General features: G+C 54.0%; 16 protein-coding genes. 6 read left to right on the forward strand and 10 right to left on the reverse strand.

Annotated features, from left to right (window positions below; translation table 11 throughout):
* Window positions 1-81 precede the first annotated feature (81 nt).
* Window positions 82-804: a FadR/GntR family transcriptional regulator gene (locus tag IAE39_RS16975; RefSeq protein WP_201204665.1), complete on the forward strand. Its 723-nt coding sequence runs from the start codon at window positions 82-84 to the stop codon at window positions 802-804.
* A 3-nt stretch (window positions 805-807) separates the two neighbouring features.
* On the opposite strand, the gene IAE39_RS29700 is transcribed toward IAE39_RS16975, so the two are convergent.
* A complete protein-coding gene (locus IAE39_RS29700) occupies window positions 808-1,149 on the reverse strand; it encodes a hypothetical protein (RefSeq protein WP_236548653.1) in 342 nt (113 codons plus the stop codon).
* Between the two features lie 268 nt (window positions 1,150-1,417).
* Between IAE39_RS29700 and IAE39_RS16980 the strand changes: the two genes are divergently transcribed.
* A complete protein-coding gene (locus IAE39_RS16980; protein ID WP_201204593.1) occupies window positions 1,418-1,582 on the forward strand; it encodes a hypothetical protein in 165 nt (54 codons plus the stop codon).
* Here IAE39_RS16980 and IAE39_RS16985 read toward each other — a convergent pair.
* Both IAE39_RS16985 and IAE39_RS16990 read right to left on the reverse strand, forming a co-directional pair.
* The gene (locus IAE39_RS16985; protein ID WP_201204595.1) at window positions 1,571-1,819 is read right to left on the reverse strand and encodes a hypothetical protein; all 249 of its coding nucleotides are present in this window, start codon (window positions 1,817-1,819) and stop codon (window positions 1,571-1,573) included. The two genes, IAE39_RS16980 and IAE39_RS16985, sit on opposite strands and share 12 nt — an antisense overlap.
* Window positions 1,820-2,117: 298 nt before the next feature.
* Window positions 2,118-2,834: a hypothetical protein gene (locus IAE39_RS16990; protein WP_201204597.1), complete on the reverse strand. Its 717-nt coding sequence runs from the start codon at window positions 2,832-2,834 to the stop codon at window positions 2,118-2,120.
* Between the two features lie 473 nt (window positions 2,835-3,307).
* On the opposite strand from IAE39_RS16990, the gene IAE39_RS16995 reads away from it, so the two are divergent.
* Both IAE39_RS16995 and IAE39_RS17000 read left to right on the forward strand, forming a co-directional pair.
* A complete protein-coding gene (locus IAE39_RS16995; protein ID WP_110741885.1) occupies window positions 3,308-3,550 on the forward strand; it encodes a hypothetical protein in 243 nt (80 codons plus the stop codon).
* A 160-nt stretch (window positions 3,551-3,710) separates the two neighbouring features.
* Entirely contained in the window at window positions 3,711-3,980 is a 270-nt protein-coding gene (locus IAE39_RS17000) for a DUF3077 domain-containing protein (protein WP_201204599.1), read from the forward strand.
* A 218-nt stretch (window positions 3,981-4,198) separates the two neighbouring features.
* Here the strand turns inward: IAE39_RS17000 and IAE39_RS17005 are convergent, their stop codons facing one another.
* From IAE39_RS17005 to IAE39_RS17025, 5 genes are read right to left on the reverse strand one after another with little or no spacing between them, the layout of a single operon-like run.
* A complete protein-coding gene (locus IAE39_RS17005) occupies window positions 4,199-4,948 on the reverse strand; it encodes a DUF6339 family protein (protein ID WP_201204601.1) in 750 nt (249 codons plus the stop codon).
* Window positions 4,948-5,856, reverse strand: coding sequence for a hypothetical protein (locus IAE39_RS17010; RefSeq protein WP_201204604.1), 909 nt, complete (start codon window positions 5,854-5,856; stop codon window positions 4,948-4,950). The genes IAE39_RS17005 and IAE39_RS17010 overlap by 1 nt, the downstream gene beginning before the upstream one ends.
* On the reverse strand, window positions 5,853-7,703 hold the full coding sequence (locus IAE39_RS17015) for a hypothetical protein (protein WP_201204606.1): 1,851 nt from the start codon (window positions 7,701-7,703) through the stop codon (window positions 5,853-5,855). Before IAE39_RS17015 ends, IAE39_RS17010 begins: the two co-directional genes overlap by 4 nt.
* Entirely contained in the window at window positions 7,700-8,692 is a 993-nt protein-coding gene (locus IAE39_RS17020) for a PD-(D/E)XK motif protein (RefSeq protein ID WP_201204608.1), read from the reverse strand. The genes IAE39_RS17015 and IAE39_RS17020 overlap by 4 nt, the downstream gene beginning before the upstream one ends.
* Window positions 8,685-11,312, reverse strand: a complete 2,628-nt coding sequence (locus IAE39_RS17025; protein ID WP_236548654.1) for a Z1 domain-containing protein — start codon at window positions 11,310-11,312, stop codon at window positions 8,685-8,687. The genes IAE39_RS17020 and IAE39_RS17025 overlap by 8 nt, the downstream gene beginning before the upstream one ends.
* An 828-nt stretch (window positions 11,313-12,140) precedes the next feature.
* Here IAE39_RS17025 and dcm point away from each other — a divergent pair.
* Both dcm and IAE39_RS17035 read left to right on the forward strand, forming a co-directional pair.
* Window positions 12,141-13,565, forward strand: coding sequence for a DNA (cytosine-5-)-methyltransferase (gene dcm, locus IAE39_RS17030; RefSeq protein ID WP_201204613.1), 1,425 nt, complete (start codon window positions 12,141-12,143; stop codon window positions 13,563-13,565).
* Between the two features lie 44 nt (window positions 13,566-13,609).
* Window positions 13,610-14,068 (forward strand): very short patch repair endonuclease, encoded by a 459-nt coding sequence (locus IAE39_RS17035; protein WP_201204615.1) that lies wholly within the window; start codon window positions 13,610-13,612, stop codon window positions 14,066-14,068.
* 115 nt (window positions 14,069-14,183) lie between these two features.
* On the opposite strand, the gene IAE39_RS17040 is transcribed toward IAE39_RS17035, so the two are convergent.
* Together IAE39_RS17040 and IAE39_RS17045 are read right to left on the reverse strand one after the other, a co-directional pair.
* A complete protein-coding gene (locus IAE39_RS17040) occupies window positions 14,184-15,383 on the reverse strand; it encodes a type II restriction endonuclease (protein WP_201204617.1) in 1,200 nt (399 codons plus the stop codon).
* A gap of 219 nt (window positions 15,384-15,602) precedes the next feature.
* A complete protein-coding gene (locus tag IAE39_RS17045) occupies window positions 15,603-16,826 on the reverse strand; it encodes a type II restriction endonuclease (RefSeq protein WP_201204619.1) in 1,224 nt (407 codons plus the stop codon).
* Window positions 16,827-16,839: the final 13 nt, after the last annotated feature.

A 16,839-nucleotide genomic window follows, 5' to 3' on the forward strand; every position in this document is an offset into this window, starting at 1 on the left:
ACCCTGCTGCTCGGCTGCCTGCTGAGCACCCACCTGCTGGCTGCCGCGCCCGCCCCGCCCGAAGGACCACCCGCGCCCCCCATGAACTACCGCCAGCCCACCACGCGCAAAAGCATGCACGCCACCCTGGTCCAGGACCTCGGCCTGCAAATCGTTTCTGGCCAACTCGCACCCGGGCAAAAGCTGCCCTCCGAGGCCAGCCTGTGCGAAAGCTACGCGATCAGCCGGCCGGTGTTCCGCGAAGCGATGCGCGCCCTCACCGCCAAGGGCCTGGTCGAAGCCCGCCCACGGGTCGGCACCCTGGTGCGGCCCCGCCATGACTGGCACATGCTCGACCCCGACGTGCTGCACTGGCTGATGCAGGCCACCCCGCAAAAAGACTTCTTCAACACCCTGTCCAGCGTACGCTGGGTCATCGAACCCGCCGCCGCCGCACTGGCCGCCACCAACGCCACCCCCGACGATGTCGAGTCGATCGGCGAGGCCTACCAGCGCATGGAAGCCGCGCGCACCCACGAAGAGCGCCTGCAACCCGACCTGGACTTCCACGCCCGCATCGCCGACGCCACCCACAACGACCTGTTGGCCTACCTGTGCAACATGCTGTCGATGGCCCTGCGCGAATCGGTGCGCTACTCCAACCAGCGGCCAAACTTCGACCAACTCGCCCTGCCCCGGCACAAGGCGATTCTCACGGCTATCCAGAACGGCGACGCCCTCGGCGCGCGGCATGCATCGCTGGTACAGCTTGAAGATGCACGCGTGGCGTTGAGCAAAGTGTTGGGGCAAGACCCGACTAGCTGAGGGTTACCCGGTACAAGTGGCGGAACCCGGCTGACTGCCCTGCGCCCCACTCCACGTAGCAGTGGAGCTAGCGGCAGGCAAGCCCGCCTCTGCTATTTGGCGCGCCCGTAAAACACCCCAGGCCAGCGCCCGGACCAGCGACTGCTTTGGGCAGGCGTAAAAGGCCTCCTCGTGCAACGCCATGCCGGAACGCGCATACACGCCTACGAACATCTGCGCGATACCACGGCGCGAAAGCCTTACCTGCACATCAATACACACGCCACCGTGCAACGTTTCTTCATGGCTGCGGTGGTGAAGTGTCGGGTCGACCCACGTCCAGTACACGTTACCCCTCATTCGCATAGAGCCTCCAAGCAACCGGAATTGGCAGTGTCCAGAGCCACGCGGGTTAAGCCATTACTTTCGGATTAACCCGATACAACTGGATCGACAGTTGGCTGCGAGGGTTTGCTCCATTTATTTTTCAGCTGCGGGTTTGTCCCGATACGGCGGAATCGGCCCGAGCAAGACACTGCCCCCCTATGCGAAATCAGGTTTGCTATGATCCGCGCTCATTTCTGCCGGGTACGCTGCGCGCTACCCAGGCCAATGCAGCCTGCTGGAAGCCCTGATGAACAAATTGATCCTGCCTTTCGCCATTTTCTTCACCGTCCTGATCGTCGGCACGATAGCCGATAATTTTGGCCTGCAGGGTAGCTGGAAGATCGGCCTGCTTTGCCTGGTGGCAGCCACCGTGCAGATCGTGGTCAGCCGGTTTCAGCGCTCAAAGCGATAGTGAAGTGACGACAATTGCCAGAGCTTGGCATGGCTTGAAGGGCGGATTTCCGCATTTGCGATCAGCATGATCACAACCTGAAGACTTTTCTTTCACCTGGTTTTCACAAAGCTTCAGCGACAATCGCGCCATCCCTACGTGATAGACCTTGCCCGCTTCGGCGGGCTTTCTTTTGCCTGCGATTTCTCTTTCGGCCTGCAGGGAATGGCCCGAATAAAGAAGCCGGAAATCCCCCATTCCTTGCAGCTCATTTCCCAGACACCCGCCATGAAGCACGCCCTCGCCTCTGTGGGAGCGGCCTTGCGTCGCGAAAGGACCGCAAAGCGGTCCCAGCTTTCCAAGCCAGGATCAGCAAAGCCAAACTCAAGAAAAAATCTGCATTCGTGGCAAATCTGAAGATTTTCACGGCCCAGTGAAGAAAATCTCCACGCCAGCGCGAAAAATCAAAGGAAAGCAGTGCGAGCAACCATCAAACCACCGCGCCTAGCCCAGCTCGAGAACCCCGAAAGACACTCACCGCCTTCAATCCCACGTATCAAGGCTTCATCAGCGGCTCAATGCCAATCCATTTCTTCACCGGGTGATAGCACAGCTGCAGCGGCGGAACCTCTACCTCGCGCCCCTGCACCTGCAGGCTGCCTAGGTGAATAGTCCACTTGGAATCAGCGTTCAGCTTGTCCGTCTGGAAGATCACATAAGCCGAGCCGTAGCGCTTGTTGTTGGTGAGCTTGGGGATCATCCGGTGCACTTCATCGCTGTTGATGTCGTACGGCGATGGCCTGGCAGCCCGCTCATTCACAGACGGATAGTCGTAGATATCGTTGAGGCCCACGTACACCTCAGGCCGCGCATTCAGGCGCGAGCCGTCTTCAAAAGTGATGTAGGCCTGGCGGCTGTCGTACAGCACCGGGATCGACGGCTCGCCACGCTTGGAGTCGGTCGACGGGCGCTGGCGGTCCTTGTTGTAGGCAATCATCTGCACGAAGAATTCCGGCCGCGGGTACTGCTCGCCCGGGTACTGCACGTGCAGGCCTTGCTCGTAGCGCTTTTCACCCCACTGAGCCGCGTGGTCGTAGAGGTAGGTTTCCAGGTAGAGGGTGGTTTCGCCCTGCGGGCCTGGCACTTTGAACTGGAACTCGGATTCGCAGAGGTCCGCGTAGGCGGCGCGTTCGCGCTTCCACGGGAGGCACGCGGTGAGTGAGGCTGTGGCCAATAACAGCAGGAGGGAGGTGGCGCGTTTGAGGTTGGTCATGACCTGCCTTGGTCTGGGGGCGATGGGGGGCAGTTTCGGGGGATTCGAGGGCGGAAGTCCATGGTGACCGTTTGACATCATCGGGACATGGCTGGATACAGGGATGGGTGGGTGGTTTGCTTTTTGAGAGGTCTGAAGGGTTGGCCGAGCGGCGAACGCTGCAGAAATCGACGGCAAACGCGGGGAGATAATCAGAAAAAAGAACTTCCTTGTAGGGCATTTCCCAAAGATACTCCCTGCGCCTGATTTCCGTTGCGGTCGACTTTTCAGCGTTTTAGTCTCGGTTCGTCGTTGCATATCAACGACTAGCTTTGACAGGCTGACTGACGACCAAACACGCGGCTTTGCCTATGGCGGCTGTGTGTGGGGCACCTCGTGTGCGCCGGTTTGGTCTTCACCGGTCTGTCAACCCATACACGGCTGCCACCACTTGTTTGACAGCAAGCGCTGGTCGCTCCATTGAGGACCAAATGATGCTGAAGATCGTTCCTGATCCACCCCATAAAACTCTATGCCTTGAAGACACGTTGATCCAGGCAACGGAATACGCGCTATGCGCTGCGACCGTTGTGCATCAGGCCATACTGCTGCAGCCCAAGTCGCCTGTGTCGATTCTGATGATGACCTCGATGCATGAACTGGAGACGCTGCGAGCTTTGCTTGAGTCCGCGCTGGTTCAGCTACAGGTGCCCACCGAGCCCAGGACTTCGCACTGAGGCCTTACTGATTGTGTCGCCTGGGATGGCTCATCACCGGCAAGCCAGGCCCCGACAGTGAAATGACCTATGTCACAAGCCTTAGCACTTGTGAGCAGCTGTGGGGGATTGCTGGCTTGGACGCCAGCCTAGGTATTTGAGATTTCGGGGAGATTGAACAATGTCTACAGAAGAAACCAAATTCACCGTGGGCAAAACTACCTTCTACCAAGGTGCAAACCAGACCCATCCCCTCTTCCGCATCGAAGCCGGTATTCCTTGCCAGAGCGCTCGTGAACAGGCTTCGGAACTGATGGGCTATGCACGGGATATGACCTTGGACGGCTTGATGGAAGACAAGCCGCAGCTGATCTGGGCTTCGCACTACCTCTGCGCATTGGCCAAGGCGCTGATGGATGATGCCGAGCTTGGAATGATGAAAAACCCTTGAAAACTCTCTGACTCATAGGAACAGCGCCGCCCCTGTAACATCCCACCTGCCATGACTTACGCAGTCTCTATAGGGGCACTTGAGTCGCGAAAGGGCCGCAATGCGGCCCCCGCAATCCAAGACTCAGCGCAACTTCTGCTGCCGTTAGCCCATTACCTGTCATGTGGTGCCCTAAGGCCGCCACCTGTGATATGCCGCTGCGCACTTTATTGAGCAGGTCAAACGGACATTGCTTCTTCGAAAATCTTCGCCACAGTTTTCTCAAGCTGTTCAGCATCCAAGTAAGACAGATCGATAACTTCGTTTCGAATACGAAGCATCTTTACAGCCCTGCGCATGATGTCCTCCATCGCGCCTTTTTCTATTTCGATTGCCGCCTTCATCCAGCCCTCCGCCACAGCTGTCGCAAGTCGCTGGGAGCAGGCAATGGAGGGCCTTTCGAATATCTGCACCATCGCATCTTCGGACAGTGCTTTAACCAAGCCCCAGCGGTCAGCATGACTTTCTCCACGATCGAGCCTTTTACCGCGCATCCACAGCCGTTGGAACGTATTTCGGTTTCCACCGTCAAATCGGCTACGACTTTCACCAGGGAAGCGCCACACCACCAGATCAGGAACAATGACAGTCGCAAGAAATGCCCAGACATCATTCCTGAGCGCTTCACCACTGGACAGTGCTGGTACCTGCGCAAGGTAAATCGCCGCCTGCTGATCAAACTCGGCCTTGGCGCTTTGACTCCCTATCCGTGGGAACCCTGCTCTTTGTGCAATCTCTTTGAGGCCCTGCCCGAGATCCACAGCAGCCTTGCCCGATTTGTAACCACCGCTGGGAGCAAACGACAATACGTCCGAAAAATCCGACAGGATATTCAGAGTAGATCGAGTATTTGCGCCTGTTTCATGAAATCGTCCGAGGGCGGTATCCACACCTATTGGCTTCAGGCGAGGTAATAGTGCGACAGACATTATTCTTCGTCCCCTAATTCGGCGGCTGCCAAAATCGATGCATGAAAGCGGCCGGGGTAGCTTCGACGCAAAACGCTGATGCTTTGTCGATTCTGCCCACTAAAAGCGGTTTCGATCCAGATGCGGGTCTGCTGCCCAATGGATCCCTCTTCGAAACTGACCAAAAAATCATCCTCATTCTCTTGATCAAGTGCGGTCGTAATCATCTGTGTCATGACATCAGCTACGATCGCTTGAAGCAAAAGCCTGTCACCGTCCACAAAGCGCTGAGCAATTTCCTCTATGTCGGCGTTCACGTAGAGCCGCACATTGCCACCGAAGTCGGCATGAAAGTTTGACGGGTCCCACTGTACGTACCAAGGAGCATTCTGCTCAGGCATGCCCTGAAAGCTATCAGTGAAACTCGTGAGCTCGATCGGAAAGCGCGATCCGCCACTATCCTCGATGAGGACACGTAGGTCTGTATGCCAAAGTTTCGCCCCTTTGAACCGGGGTGATAACTGGTTTCCTGATGCAGTGGGCCCGTCGAGGAGAATCCTGACTTCAAGATAAAGCTGGGATGAGAGAGTATGCCCTGCAAGTGCTGTTTCAAGACGTACGGAGGTTTCGTCCCTATCAAGAATTTTTATGCACGCATTGTGAGTTACGCGAGGAAGCGACCCAGCGCCGGTCCCAACCACGAGCACTGCGGCGAGCTTGAGTGAAGTGGCGTCTAGTGCCAGATCCAATGCAGCTTGGTCAAGGTCAATAGTGATGTCCACTCCGACCTCCAGATCTTTCTCGTAGTCCCAGTCCTCCAGAATTTCGCCAAGAGGGAACCGCGGCTCACCAGGTTCGCCGATCGTCCAGTCACTCAGCACAACAGAGTCATCGGAGAGTGTGAGGAATGGCAGCGCTACTCTTCTCATTCATCCCCCTCCTTTACAAAAGCCAAGCGCACCCCGACGGCGGCGTGATCCGGACGCAACACCCGAATAGTCACAACACCACTTTGCTTGCCCACCTCCAGAGTATCTCCACATGCTTCTTTCTGCGAACCGTCCAAATCCATCTTCAAAACCCTGGATCCAAATCCTGGCGGAAGGTCCTTGCTGTCTGTCATCCCACCATCGGCGATGAGTCTTGCTTCAGCAATCAATTTGAGATGGTCATCTCTCTCGTCGTTACGCAGTTCAGCTTGAAAAACAGCACATGGCTGATCATTTTCGTCAATTTCAAGTCGCAAGAACCTAGGCACAGAGACGGATAGGTCATCACGCTTGCGAGGTGTACGAGAACTTGCTGTGGCTGGTTTGCCTGGTCCTTTACCCGAAACAGCATCCAGAAGATTTCCCAGTTTTGCTGCAGTCTTTGCCAGCGAGGGACCTTTGGTTCCTTCGCTCGCAACAATCGTCGAGGTCGGGGAGGCATAGGTTTGGGCATGATGTTCTAGACGTTTCAGTGCAATCCTGACCATTGACTTCGCGTCAGAGCCAGGGAGCATGTCAGGCACCCAATCATCATGCGCGGGGGGCTCTGCCTTTGCGAAGGCTTCTTCTACCAGCTTCTCATCCGAACAGATGAAAACGCCCGCCCACTCGTAGCGCGCATCCGGGAACGGCGCACCGCTTATATATTTGACGACGAGCTCCACAGGCCGCATTACCGCGATGTGACTCGCCTGATGAGGTACCTTGGAGTCGTCGTGAAGGGCTACTGCTGAGCGGGTCGCACGCATCCCCCTCTTGAGCGCAAGAGTCCCTAGAGATTTATACGGCCTGTCTCGCTGTATCCGAATGACTTCGCCGTCAATATTGCGATGCTCGGCAATGGCAGCAGAAAATAAGTCTAGCGGTGGAAACTGTTCGGGAAGAGGAATGGGTACTTCGGTTTGCTCTATGAATAACCGAATGTCCAGCTTCCTCTCCACTGGGGTGGTCTGCGTAAGTCGAGGCCAGAAGTTCCAGAGTATCGTCTCGATGATCTCATCAGCGACCGTTCGTCCCCCCTCGGCTACGTAGGGGTCAAGGATCATGACTGTCGTGCCGGTCAGAACGTGCGCACGTGCCGGCATGCCTAAGCATGCCGCAAGCTCTTCAGCTGTTCCATCTGTGGCTGGGTCGATACCGCCTTCGTTATCATTGATACCCCACCAGTGGCGCCCAGTGAAACGTTTTCTCTTGCCGTCCGATGCTATGGCATCAAAAGCACTGCCGAGGTGACAGCCCATGAACCGTCTCGTCGGGATGCCGCTGGCGGTCGTTTGTGTATCGACAAGAATGGTGGAGCAGGCGCTCATCGCATAAAGGGAGCTTTTGCCATACCCGTATGTACCTCCCCCATTATGGGTATCCCGCGCAACGCCGACATTGCGCAGGAAATTCACGAAATCCAATGCTTCGTCACCTTCCGCCACCGCATCACCTGACGTCGGACCGCCTAATCCGGTAGTATTGAAGTCACAGATCTCCAAGACTTTCAGATCGGTCTTCCCGAGGGTCTCCTGGATGGCCCCCGCAGTCTCGTCGCACGCGATTTGATCGCATAGCACGCGGCTCACGAGGTACCTCAGCTGTTCCGATGTCAGAGTGCGATAGCGTACATGGATGGTGGGGCCTTTTCCCAGGCGGCCCGCATCTATGCTGTTCTGTATCGACTCGCGCAGCACTGTCTGCAAAAGATCCTGCGCAGGGCAACCAAGCAACTTCTTGAAGCCATCAGCGGCGATGTTACCGGTACGTGCGAATGGTTCGCTAAAGAGTTCCAACAGGCTCATTTCGAGATTCTCTCGAAGGCGCACATCTGCTCACTTTCAGAGAGCTCGTATGCAGTAGCATGGGTCAGGTCTACGGCGTACGACAGATTGCTCACGCCGGCCGGGAGTGATTTCGACTCGAGTGCCGAACGGGTGATTCTGGGGAAACCGGAACCGACCTGATAGGTCTTGATCGACCAGTCGGAATACGCAATACGATTCCATTCCGGAGCGTCGGGGCTTTGGCAACCGATCGCAGCCAACCGCTCATGGAGCGTTGAGGCGTTCACCCCACAGGCTTGCAACAGTTTTACCAATTCCGCGACGGACAACTTGCCGTCCCTTGCCTTTTCAAGGTTGACATGCGCCAGGACAAGGGTACCGTCCTCTGGCAGCTCTAGTTGGTCTATGCCATTGATACCTATCTGCATCGTGTCCAGGCGACCGGAAGTCTTCACTTCAAGAGCGTGAACACCCCTGCGAAAATCGTGGCGCTGCCCCAGCGGCCCCGACCACGCATCCAGAGCGCCAGGGTCAATCCTCACCAGTTCATGAAGTACCAGCAGTTCGCCAACAAGTCCCAGTATGGCGCTTTCCGGAGTTTGCGGGACCGATGTGTCCCCCAGCAATACGCGGAAATCGTGAATCGCGCTTGCGACTGCTGTGTGAGGCGAGTCTCCGTTTTCCAAGCGTCTGAGAATTGCCTCCGTCAGCTCTGCAAACACTGCATTCAGCGTTTTTTCGAGGCACATGATGTCAATGAAGCGGACGCTCTTACCCGCGACTGCAAGACTGACGATGGATATCGAGAGTTTGCTGGTAGAGGTGAGCCCTGCGGGATGATACCCGCTGGTTGGGACCAATAGACGGGGTTCACCATGCAGGCCGATTGCGTACCGTACAACACCGAAGCCAGTGTCGATGCCGGAATCCAAAGTCGGAATCTCGACGACGCCATCTCCACTATCACTGGAGCGAAGTTGCAACCACCGATGAAGAGGATTAAACATCGGCAGTCTGCGCCTCTTCCTCTGCAGTCAGCTCTTCCAACGCTTCGTCAATCTTTTCTTCTGATGGAACATCCAACTCCACCGCGTAGTATGCGCCAGCGTGATCTTTGGCACCGGGAAACACGATACCGATGCCGATGAGGTCATCGGTGGCATCCAGCATGACGCGATTCTTCGTGCTCGCCATTGGCGGGGACTTTTGGTCAATCGCGTACAGCAGCAACAACGGCTTAGCGGGTCTTCGGCTTTTGAAGGATGCCCACGAGTCATCATCTTCGTCGCTGGAGGGACTTAACGCGTCAATGAGAATATCGTTCTTCGACATCAAGGCCTTGATGTCGGCATAGTTTCGCTCCGAAGCGCTCAACTGCGCGCGTCGGTTGCTAGGGATTTGACCTAACGCCCCTAGCGGCTTGCGAGACAGACTGGATCCTGGTGTGATGAACCCCACGTTCCAAGTCTGCAGCTGTTGTCCTGCCTTGTCAATGTAAGCCAGCAGCATTTCTCTTTTCAGATCCATATGCTGGTCGCAGATCTCGTAGGTCTTCAAAAACTTTCTGATCAACGCCAGCGGTATGTCTTGTGCGAGTTTTCGATTTCCCAAATCCTTGATGTTGTCAGCGCCAATATCATCCACGAGGCAACTTGCAGCAGACCAGTTAGCGCTGACCACTCGTTCACTTTGATGGTCAAAGCGAATGGTCTGTACATGACGCCCTTCAAAGCTGATGCTGGTACGGAACGCGTGGCGCATTTTCGCCGCCGAAGTAATTGCCATCCCGGGAATGGCCCGTACTTTCACTGCGAACTCGGCAGGAGTGGTCTTGTATTCGCTGTACCGCGCGATGTCGTCGCGAATCTCCTCCTCGATGCGCGCAAGCGCCCTGAAGCTTGAAATCAGCTCTGCCGTAGTCCAGAGACGGGGAAGATCCTCGTACCCATTTCGATAGCCAAACCAGCGGCCCATCTGCAGAAGAGTGTCGTACTGCATCGAAGTGCGAAGGAAAAAGGAGACGCAGAGCCCCTCAATCGTCAGCCCCCGAGCTAGCACTGCCCCGCCGATCACTACATAAGTTTTTGGACCCTTCGTGTAATCCAGTCGCTTCTCACTGACCCCGTTTTCGATGGCAACCTCCAGCGCTGCGAGCGTCTGCTGGAGATGCGGAAGAAGCTGTTGCAATGTCGGTGGACTTACATCGCCCTCAAATGGAACCGCAGAAATTTCACGGCTGAAGAGCGTACCCAGTCTTGCAGAAATCTCTCCGTTACCTGTAGCCAGATCGGTAGCGTGCTTCTTCAGCCACCCACAAATGACCGCGTCCATACCTTCGTGCTGAGAAATAAGCGGTGATGTGTGGATGAGCATCGACATGTGCTCGTGTCCTTGGCCTCGCGCCCGACGTACGGAACACGAGATGAGGAACCAGAGGAGCGCTTCCTCCAGCTCCTCTGTCATCTGCGGCTTGAAGTTTCTATCGGTTGCGCGAGCAGGACGCAACGTGTTCAGTTTCTCCACCGGTATGGTCCGTATCATGTCCCGGCCGGCTTCTTCTGTACTTTCGTTGTCGGCGTCCTTAGGATCGAAACCGAATACCTCCCTCGCCCCGAAATAATTGTCGGACCGAGGTAGCGCTGTAATGAAATCTTCAGGGTAAAGATCGTCGAGTTCGTCCTTGTTGCGCGGATACGGATCGATAAAGACGTTGGCAAACGGCGTCGCGGTGTAGCCCACGTAAGAAACCGCAGGAAGAGCCCGGATGATCTTCCGAATCTCTTCGTTGATTCGAGTCATGTCCTCATCATTGTTCGCAGCATTTACTGACGCCTGATCGCACTCATCATCAATGATGAGTACCTTGAGTTGCGCCTGGACTTTCGTCGAGGTGCTACGCCCCTTGTCGTCGACGATTGTTCGGCGAAAGGCTTGCAGCCGTGAGGCAACTTTTTTCATCACTACCAACTGAGCGCGACCGGGCACGGGAAGCGCGAAGTGCCGACTGGCGGGGATCTCAAAGTCACGGCTCTCATCGCTCTCCGTCCACAGCTGCCATAGGTGGCTGTGGCGCATCACGACGTCACTTTCAATTCGTCGTTGTGTCTGCGCCCTGAGCTTATTGGTAACACCTGCGAGAAGAACAATGAGGTTGTAGCCTGCATCCACGGCCTTGGCGATGACGGCAGTCATATTGGCAGTTTTGCCTGACTGGACGTAACCCACCACAAGCCCGCGGTGACGAAATTTGGCCGCAGAGGGGTTTGCCAACAGCGAGACCACCTCCGACGAGCTTTTGTTTATCGATTTAACAGCGTCCTTGTCCCAGCCCTTTACGTTGGTCAAGTAGCCCTCGAGCGCTGGCCAGTGAACATCGCTGGCAGTTGGCCCTGTGTACCACTCCTCCCTCGATTTGATAAGCGAAGAATGGCGCAGAACTTCCACACTGCCCAATGATGCGACAACGCGCGCGAGGGCGATCGCGAGGTTTTGGTCCATGTCGGCGGAAAACGTAATGCCAAAAACAGAAGCCTCTCGTTTGATGGCTTCTGCAGCCGTGGCGGGGCTTTCATGTGTCGGAAGCTTTTCGCGGATCTGCTTCTCGAAGATATCAATCTGTGAGGTCATCATAAGCTTCCTGCAATTCCTCAGGCCAATTCGGCAAGGTCGAGCTCCTGACATCCTTGGCGAATGGTCGGCCCATTATCGTAATTCGGTTCACCGTCAAGGACGGGGTCTGCATGCTAACTGAACAGGGCTTGTCGCGAGCCCTCAGCGCACCTGCAAGCATCGGCTGGTAGCACAGTAATATCAATACCCTTTATACCATCTGCTGATACATCTCTGCCGGGGCCCCAATCTCAAGCGCCCGGCCGACTCGGCCTGTGTCTCGGCAGCGCATCACCTGCGCTACAACAACTCAAAAATTTCCCGGACCAATGGGTCGATAGCTGTGTCAGCACATCATAAAGACGGATGGTCATGACGGTTATTCCGAGCCGAAGGACCACATTCATGATCTCAGCCTCTGAAGGCATTCCGCCCATCTCTAATTCCGGTTAAACAACCCGCAGCAAGCCCTGGATAGACCCCGGGGATTCCGGCCGACACCACAAACCTCACAGATGTGCTGCCCATGCCCAGGTTGCGGTGAGCGCTTATAGCCCCTGGCCACTCGTTTTCGGGTTTCCTATTGAAAGAAGCTTGCCCCCTTGAGATCTGAGGCAGTTTTAAAGCACGAAGGCTCAGTGCCGCTTCACGTGAATCAGAGTGCCATTACGAATGATTGAAATCTCAGGAGACACAAAGGAAGCCGCCCATTATACTGTCTAGATATACAGTATTCTTGAGATGTGCAAGGCCCACGGCCGTAACAAACGGGCGGTTTACAAAATCCTGATTAGGAATAAAATGGTGACAGAAAATCACACGTTTGACCCAGAGGAATACGGACTCATGAACCTTTTCGAACCTCACGCTCTCGAGTCCGCAGAGGCCGAATCACAAAGCTCTCAGGAGCTACAGCCGCAGCAAGACCTGGCGCTGCTTCGCCAATTGCTGGAGATCTACGACCAAGGACAAATCGCCTCAAAGCTGAATGAGATTGGCTCCACCCATTGCCGAGAAACCGTGAATCGCTGGATGAAGGGAAAAGCTGTCCCTAGGCTTACCCACCGTGAGTTCGTGTACCTGCAATCTTTTCTGCCCAAGCGCCCTGAAGGTAAGACCTCCTTCCGTTTCATAGACCTGTTTGCGGGGATTGGTGGCATCCGAAAAGGTTTTGAGGCGATCGGCGGTGAATGCGTGTTCACATCCGAATGGAACGAGCATGCTGTCCGCACCTATAAAGCTAATCACTACTGTGATCCCGCCCGGCACCGATTCAATCAGGATATCCGCACTGTTACCCTTTCCGATCAGCCAGACATAAGCGAAGAAGAGGCTTACCGCCACATCAATCAAGAAATCCCTGATCACGATGTGCTACTCGCAGGTTTTCCCTGCCAGCCTTTTTCACTAGCTGGTGTATCCAAGAAAAATTCTCTGGGGCGCAAGCATGGCTTTGAGTGCGAGACCCAAGGCACACTTTTCTTTGATGTCGCCCGTATTCTAGCGGCAAAAAAGCCCGCAGCATTTCTTCTTGAAAATGTGAAGAACCTCAAGAGTCATGACAAAGGTAAGACTTTCCGCATTATTTGCGAGACATTGAATGAGCTGGGCTATGAGGTGGCAGATGTCGAAGCCCCTAAAGGCCAGGACCCTAAAGTAATTGATGCCCGGCACTTCGTGCCCCAACACCGGGAGCGCATTGTGCTCGTAGGATTCCGACGGGATCTTAACGTTCACGGCGGCTTCACCCTTAAAGACATCGAAAAGCTATATCCATCAGCTCGACCGACATTCGGCGACCTTCTCGACGAAAAGGTTGATGCCAAATACATCTTGACGCCAAAGCTGTGGGAATACCTTTATAAATATGCTGAAAAACATCGCCAGAAAGGAAATGGATTCGGGTTTGGCCTGACTCGATCAAACGACGTAGCGCGTACATTGTCTGCACGATATCACAAGGACGGATCTGAAATTCTCGTTGATCGTGGTTTTAATGAAAAGCTAGATTTCTACGGAGAATTGAATCAGATCAATCGCCCTCGCCGACTCACACCTCACGAGTGCGCCAGGCTGATGGGCTTCGACAAGCCTGGTGAAAGTAATTTCGTTATCCCAGTATCTGACACTCAGGCTTATCGACAGTTTGGCAACTCGGTCGCCGTACCTGTTTTCGAAGCAGTTGCTCGACTGATGAAAGATCGAATCCTTGCAGCCAAGACTAAAACGGATCAGAATCAAACGCAGCTGGAGTTCAGCTTGCCTGCGTAACCCCTGACCACTCAGGGTGCGCCGCACCTTGAGTGGGGTTCATTTTGGTTGATATTGTTGATCCTGTGACGCGATCTCGCATGATGTCCGGGATAAAGGGGAAAAACACCTCTCCCGAACTCGTCATTCGCAAGGCCCTCCATGCTCGAGGCTTTCGCTTTCGCATACACACAACTCACCTGCCGGGTAAACCCGACCTGATCCTTCCCAAGTTCAAAGCAGCAATTTTTGTTCATGGTTGCTTCTGGCACGGCCATGATTGTCGATATTTCAAGCCCCCCAAAACTCGCGCAGAGTTTTGGATGGGCAAAATCGAGAAAAACAAAATACGAGACGCAATTCAAATAACCAAACTCAATGAGGCTGGCTGGCGAACCCTAATCATATGGGAGTGTGCAATTCGGAAGATGAAGCGTGAAAACTCCATCACTTTGATCGACACTGTGGCAGCATGGCTATTTCAAAATTCAACCTTTCACGAACTTGACGAACAGAACACATAGGCTATTAGCTTTCAAATCAGAAAAACTCGTCAGCAAAATCAACCAGCCAACACACAGTAGCCACCACCCTCAGATGCGTTCAAATCAACAACGCTGCCAGCCCACACCATAGAGCTCAAGAAATAATAAATTTCACACGCTCCAGATACGCAGCCAAATTTAGCAGCCATTCTTTCTGCTCGCTGCCATAAGTTCCAAACAGTGCTGACGGGACGACCAGTTGCAAATTATGGGATTTCATTTCATTAGTCTGATTCAAGCTTATCGCCGGCTCCAATGTAAAGAGATGCTTTTCCTTTATTCGACACGCCTCTGCCAACACCTGCCTCCAACGATCTTTGCATGTAGACTTCGAAGCAAGCATCACTAGCCGCTCGCCCGGGTACTCTAAATCACTATATTGCTTCTGCCCCGGAAATAAAAAGTCTGCAGTCGCTCGATTCTCGGTAATCACTTGCCGACCGAAGGGCAAACCATGAGCTTCAAAAACGGCGGCTAAATGATGCTCCAATGCATGCCCAACCCGTGATTTACGCCTATTCTGTACACTCAGCGAGAATCGGATAAAGTGTTCAACATCAGAAAACCCTTTATCCAACTGAGCTTGAACAATTTTCCGTTCAAGCGTTCTAAAGAGCATCTCCTCATGCTCCATCCAAGCGAGCAGTGCGGAATCAGGATCCGTTTTGACCGGCTCCGCCATCCTGCAGGTCTCACGAACGAAAGAGCTGAACTCAGCCGTTACCGGAAAACCCTCCCCAAATCGATCGACAATCTTACCAAGCCAGCCATCATTATAATTACGAACCTCAATACCCAGCTCTTCAAGTACCATCATCTCAATAACGCTTACTTGCCTTCCATCTCCGACTTCGTGAACCTCAAACCCCTTCACAGGCAAGTGATCAATATCAAAAAGCCAGCGAATTTGTTGCTCACTGGTAGAACCACGCGGACTAACCACTAACATTAGAGTGTTGTCTGGACGCACAGCGAGAACACAAAAGTCTCCTTCTGACATCCGATTTGTAACCGCGTTTTCTCGATAGTACAAACGGTACTCCGGCCTCCGGTGAGCCTGACGTAGCCGAGTATCGTACCAGGTAAGTCCACCGGTAGCTTTTAGCGGGGTATCACTTTCATCGTCGAAGTATAGAAAAGTACCTTCGAAAGCAACCCTCTGATCTCCCGGGTTTCCTAGAATCTGTACGAAGGCATTCGAGCCGATCTCATGCTGATGGGATCGAGGGGTGGCGTCAACAGCTGACAAATGCTTGGCAGCTACTCCCGTAAAATGCTGACGGAGGCTTCCCATCCTGCGTAAATCCCTATGCAAGTCGAAAGATCGACAGGATAACTAGAACCAGCCCCCATTGACAACTGGCACTAAGCCACCCAGCCAAACGGTTACGCTACTGACACCAATGAAGCCAATGCTGGCAGCCGGGTCGCGGCCCGAACTCGACATAGCGCATTCGAATATATGTAGCTCACCAAGGAATTCATCGCAAAAGCGCCGTCTGGCACACCAAGATTACCCAGCCTTCCTCAGCAACGAAACGAATTGCTTGAATGACATCAAGTCCTCTTGTTGTTCAGCCTTATAGGTCACCTGGATAGGTAACGGCACTACCAACTGTACTCCCTGTTTCTTCATCTCCGCTGTCTGATCAACCGAAACAGATGGTTCCATCGTGATCAAGTGCTTTTGCTTCACTCGTGCGGCTTCCGCTAGCACCTGCCTCCATCGCTCCTTGCAGGTCGTCTTCGCCCCCAGGATTCGCAGCTCCGATTCAGGGTAATCCGAGTCAAGGTAGGCGACACGACCAGGAAACAGAAAGTCAGGTTTCTGCTTTCCTTCTGTGCATACTCCCCGCTCATATGCGACACCATTCAATCTAAGGCACTCTTCAATATGATTTTCGAAGGCATGGCCCACGCGAGACTTACGGCGATTCTGAACACTGAGTGATACACGTATGAAAGCATCCACGTCTTCGCCAAAGCCTTCCAGCAGCCTCTGCTTTACGATATGCCGCTCGAGCATGCGAAAGACATGCTCTTCATCGTTCATCCATTGCAGCAATGTCTCATCCGGAGCCTCGACTGCAGATAGATCCTTACTCAAAGTTCGAGCGAAATCGGAGAACTTCCGAGTAGATGGAAATTCAGAACCAAATTTCTTGATCACTCTCTTCTGTAGTGACTCATCTTTCAGCCTACAAATATCAAGCTCGACCCCATACCGGGCAAGCATGAGCCGAACGGGAGCTACAATGTGAGAAGTATCAAGGTTAGCCGAAGTCAGTTCGGTTCCAACCTCAATGCCGATGACTCCAAAGATGCTGCGCAACTGAACTTCTGTGTGACTGTGCTGAGGGCAGAACATGATAAGCAGATCCCCCTTATGGGTCACTGCAACCAGCATGAAATCAGTTTCCCGAATTTTTTCGGTCACTGCGTTTCTTTTGTAATAAAGACGCCACTCCGGATCTCGATTGACGTCTTTGTAACGACAGTCATACCACGAGAGCTCATCCTCAACTAGAACGGGTTCATCACAATAATCGTCGAGGTAGAACATCGTAGCCTGCAAGAACGCTTTGCTACCATCTCTCGGACAGGGCAAATGCTCCCCCAGGCCAGCCTTGATCAATCCACCAATTTCGTGCTGGTTGGACTTTTTCGGATTCGCATCTACAGGTTTCAGGTACTTCAGCGCTGCGGCAGCAAAAACGTCCTTTAACTTCTCGAACAAGTCACTCACCATT

Source organism: Pseudomonas sp. S37 (assembly GCF_016658545.1).
Classification (GTDB): domain Bacteria; phylum Pseudomonadota; class Gammaproteobacteria; order Pseudomonadales; family Pseudomonadaceae; genus Aquipseudomonas.

Excerpts from the sequence above, each read along its gene's own strand:
- IAE39_RS17005 (WP_201204601.1), bottom strand. The coding sequence starts at position 4,948 with ATGTCTGTCGCACTATTACCTCGCCTGAAGCCAATAGGTGTGGATACC.
- IAE39_RS29700 (WP_236548653.1), bottom strand. The coding sequence starts at position 1,149 with ATGCGAATGAGGGGTAACGTGTACTGGACGTGGGTCGACCCGACACTT.
- IAE39_RS16995 (WP_110741885.1), top strand. The coding sequence starts at position 3,308 with ATGCTGAAGATCGTTCCTGATCCACCCCATAAAACTCTATGCCTTGAA.
- IAE39_RS17015 (WP_201204606.1), bottom strand. The coding sequence starts at position 7,703 with ATGAGCCTGTTGGAACTCTTTAGCGAACCATTCGCACGTACCGGTAAC.
- IAE39_RS16975 (WP_201204665.1), top strand. The coding sequence starts at position 82 with ATGAACTACCGCCAGCCCACCACGCGCAAAAGCATGCACGCCACCCTG.
- IAE39_RS17020 (WP_201204608.1), bottom strand. The coding sequence starts at position 8,692 with ATGTTTAATCCTCTTCATCGGTGGTTGCAACTTCGCTCCAGTGATAGT.
- IAE39_RS16985 (WP_201204595.1), bottom strand. The coding sequence starts at position 1,819 with ATGGGGGATTTCCGGCTTCTTTATTCGGGCCATTCCCTGCAGGCCGAA.
- IAE39_RS17025 (WP_236548654.1), bottom strand. The coding sequence starts at position 11,312 with ATGACCTCACAGATTGATATCTTCGAGAAGCAGATCCGCGAAAAGCTT.
- dcm (WP_201204613.1), top strand. The coding sequence starts at position 12,141 with ATGAACCTTTTCGAACCTCACGCTCTCGAGTCCGCAGAGGCCGAATCA.
- IAE39_RS17040 (WP_201204617.1), bottom strand. The coding sequence starts at position 15,383 with ATGGGAAGCCTCCGTCAGCATTTTACGGGAGTAGCTGCCAAGCATTTG.
- IAE39_RS17010 (WP_201204604.1), bottom strand. The coding sequence starts at position 5,856 with ATGAGAAGAGTAGCGCTGCCATTCCTCACACTCTCCGATGACTCTGTT.
- IAE39_RS17000 (WP_201204599.1), top strand. The coding sequence starts at position 3,711 with ATGTCTACAGAAGAAACCAAATTCACCGTGGGCAAAACTACCTTCTAC.
- IAE39_RS16980 (WP_201204593.1), top strand. The coding sequence starts at position 1,418 with ATGAACAAATTGATCCTGCCTTTCGCCATTTTCTTCACCGTCCTGATC.
- IAE39_RS16990 (WP_201204597.1), bottom strand. The coding sequence starts at position 2,834 with ATGACCAACCTCAAACGCGCCACCTCCCTCCTGCTGTTATTGGCCACA.